The organism is Sinomonas sp. G460-2 (assembly GCF_047759905.1).
GTDB lineage: Bacteria > Actinomycetota > Actinomycetes > Actinomycetales > Micrococcaceae > Sinomonas.
Genome location: NZ_JBKZWT010000420.1, coordinates 1 through 2,574 on the forward strand (window position 1 = coordinate 1; position 2,574 = coordinate 2,574).

4 protein-coding genes are annotated in these 2,574 nt (G+C 71.1%); all 4 read left to right on the forward strand.

What is annotated here, in order from left to right:
* Window positions 1-403, forward strand: a 403-nt coding sequence (locus ACLN58_RS20785; protein ID WP_415857128.1) for a 2-C-methyl-D-erythritol 4-phosphate cytidylyltransferase, incomplete at its 5' end; no start/stop codon positions are given.
* A complete protein-coding gene (ispF, locus tag ACLN58_RS20790) occupies window positions 400-891 on the forward strand; it encodes a 2-C-methyl-D-erythritol 2,4-cyclodiphosphate synthase (protein WP_415857129.1) in 492 nt (163 codons plus the stop codon). The genes ACLN58_RS20785 and ispF, both read left to right, overlap by 4 nt.
* A 103-nt stretch (window positions 892-994) precedes the next feature.
* Window positions 995-1,333 (forward strand): hypothetical protein, encoded by a 339-nt coding sequence (locus ACLN58_RS20795; protein ID WP_415857130.1) that lies wholly within the window; start codon window positions 995-997, stop codon window positions 1,331-1,333.
* Between the two features lie 104 nt (window positions 1,334-1,437).
* The coding region (gene cysS, locus ACLN58_RS20800; RefSeq protein ID WP_415857131.1) for a cysteine--tRNA ligase at window positions 1,438-2,574 on the forward strand (1,137 nt) is incomplete at its 3' end.

A 2,574-nucleotide genomic window follows, 5' to 3' on the forward strand; every position in this document is an offset into this window, starting at 1 on the left:
GTTCCGCCGCGTCGCGACGGCGCTGCGTCACGGGGCCGCGGCCGTGATCCCTGCGGTGCCGGTCGTCGACACGATCAAGAGCGTCGCCGCGACGGTCGGGGAGTCCGCGTACTTGGCCGATGAGATCGTGACCGGGACCCCCGCGCGCGAGCAGCTGCGCGCCGTCCAGACCCCCCAGGGCTTCGACGCCGAGACCCTCCGGCGCGGGCACGAGACGGCCAGCGGGTGGCCCGCCGAGCGCGCCGCGGCCATCACGGATGACGCGATGCTCATCGAATCTCTCGGCCTGCCCGTCTACGTGGTCCCGGGCGACGCCCGCTCGCTCAAGATCACCACCCCCATGGACCTACGTCTCGCCGAGATGCTCGTCGAGGGAGCCCGCACGCCCCAGGAGGCCCCGTGACAATTCCCCGCACCGGAATCGGCGTCGACGTGCACGCGTACGCCCCCGAGGATGCCCCCCAGCCGCTGTGGCTCGGCGGCCTCCTGTGGGAGGGGGAGCGCGGCCTCGCGGGCCACTCGGACGGAGACGCCGTGGCCCACGCAGCCGCCGACGCGCTCTTCTCCGCCGCTGGCCTCGGCGACCTCGGCACGCATTTCGGGACCGATCGGCCCGAGTACGCGGGCGCTTCCGGGGTGAGGCTGCTCGCGGAGGCCGCGCGGATCGTGCGCGCGGCGGGATTCGAGATCGGCAACGTCGCCGTCCAGCTCGTGGCCCAGCGCCCGGTGTTCTCGCCCCGCCGGGACGAGTCGCAGCGCGTGCTGAGCGAGGCCACGGGCGCGACCGTGACGGTGTCCGCCACCACGAGCGACCACCTCGGATTCACCGGCAGGCGGGAAGGCGTCGCGGCCCTCGCGACGGCACTCGTGTATCCGCTCGAGGGGAGCTGATCGGCCGCGGCCCCGACCGCCGCGGCACGCCCGGGTCGGCGCACCGGCTCAGGTGCAGGTAGACTTGTAGGCCGTTCCGCCCCCAGCCAAGGAAGAGCCCCGCATGAAGAAGAGCTCGATCGCCATCGCCCTTGCCGTCACGGCCACGATGCTGCTGACCGCGTGCGGTGGCGACGGACGTATGAACGTCCAGGACAGCTGCAAGTACCTCAACGGCGACACATTCAAGCCCACGGGGACGCAGCTCCAGCAGGCCAAGCAGATCGCGGATCACTACGCGGACGTCGCCAAGAAGGTGGACCCCTCGATCGCCGGCTTCATCCAGACCATGGCGGACCTCGAGAAGAAGGCTGCCGATTCGGCTACGGGCGTCGTAGGCGCGGACCAGCAGAAGCAGATCGGCGACGCGCTCAACAGCGTCGGCAAGGTCTGCGGCGGCTGAGCCGACTCACCCCACCCCCGACTCACCCCACCCCCGACTCACCCCACCCCCGACTCACCCCACCCCCGACTCACCCCACCCTCCCACCCGACTACGCTTATCCCGTGACCCTGCGCTTCTACGACTCCGCCTCTGCCGAAGTCCGTGACTTCGTGCCGCTCGTGCCCGGTCAGGCGACCGTGTACTACTGCGGCGCGACCGTGCAGGGCTCCCCCCACGTGGGCCACGTGCGCTCGGCCATCGTGTTCGACCAGCTCACGCGCTGGCTCGGCTACCGCGGCTACGAGACGATCGTGGTCCGCAACGTGACCGATATCGACGACAAGATCCTCGCGAAGAGCGCCGATTCGTTCGCGCCGGACTTCGTCCCCGAGAACTCGTACATTCCGCGCGAGCAGTGGTTCGCCCTCGCCTACCGCTACGAGCAGGAGTTCGAGACCGCGTACGAGACGCTCGGCGTCCAGCGGCCCACGTACGAGCCGCGCGCCACGGGCCACATCACCGAGATGCATGAGCTCATTGCGCGGCTCATCGAGCGCGGCCACGCGTACCCGGCCCAGGACGGCTCGGGGGACGTGTACTTCGACGTCCGTTCGTGGCCCGAGTACGGCACGCTCACGCGGCAGGGCATCGATGACATGCAGGCCGCGACCGACGCCGATCCGCGCGGCAAGCGGGACCCGCGCGACTTCGCGCTGTGGAAGGGCCACAAGGCGGGCGAGCCCGAGACGGCGAGCTGGCCGTCGCCGTGGGGCCGCGGCCGCCCCGGGTGGCACCTCGAGTGCTCGGCGATGGCCACGAAGTACCTCGGCGCGCGCTTCGACATCCACGGCGGCGGGCTCGACCTTCGGTTCCCCCACCACGAGAACGAGCTCGCCCAGTCGACCGCCGCGGGCGACGGCTTCGCGAACTTCTGGATGCACAACGGCATGGTCACTTACGAGGGCGAGAAGATGTCGAAGTCCATCGGCAACGTCGTCTCGCCCGCGGAGATGCTCGCCCTCGCGAGCCCGCGCGTCGTCCGCTACTACCTCGGCCAGGCCCACTACCGCTCGGTGCTCGACTACCGGCCCACGTCGCTCCAGGAGGCCGCGGCCGCCGTCGAACGCATCGACGGCTTCATCGCGAAGGCGAGCGCGAAGCTCGCCGGCAAGGCAGCGGACGACGGCGCCGGGGCACCGGCGGCGGGCCACGTCCCGGACGGCTTCGCGGCGGCGATGGACGACGATCTCAATATTCCG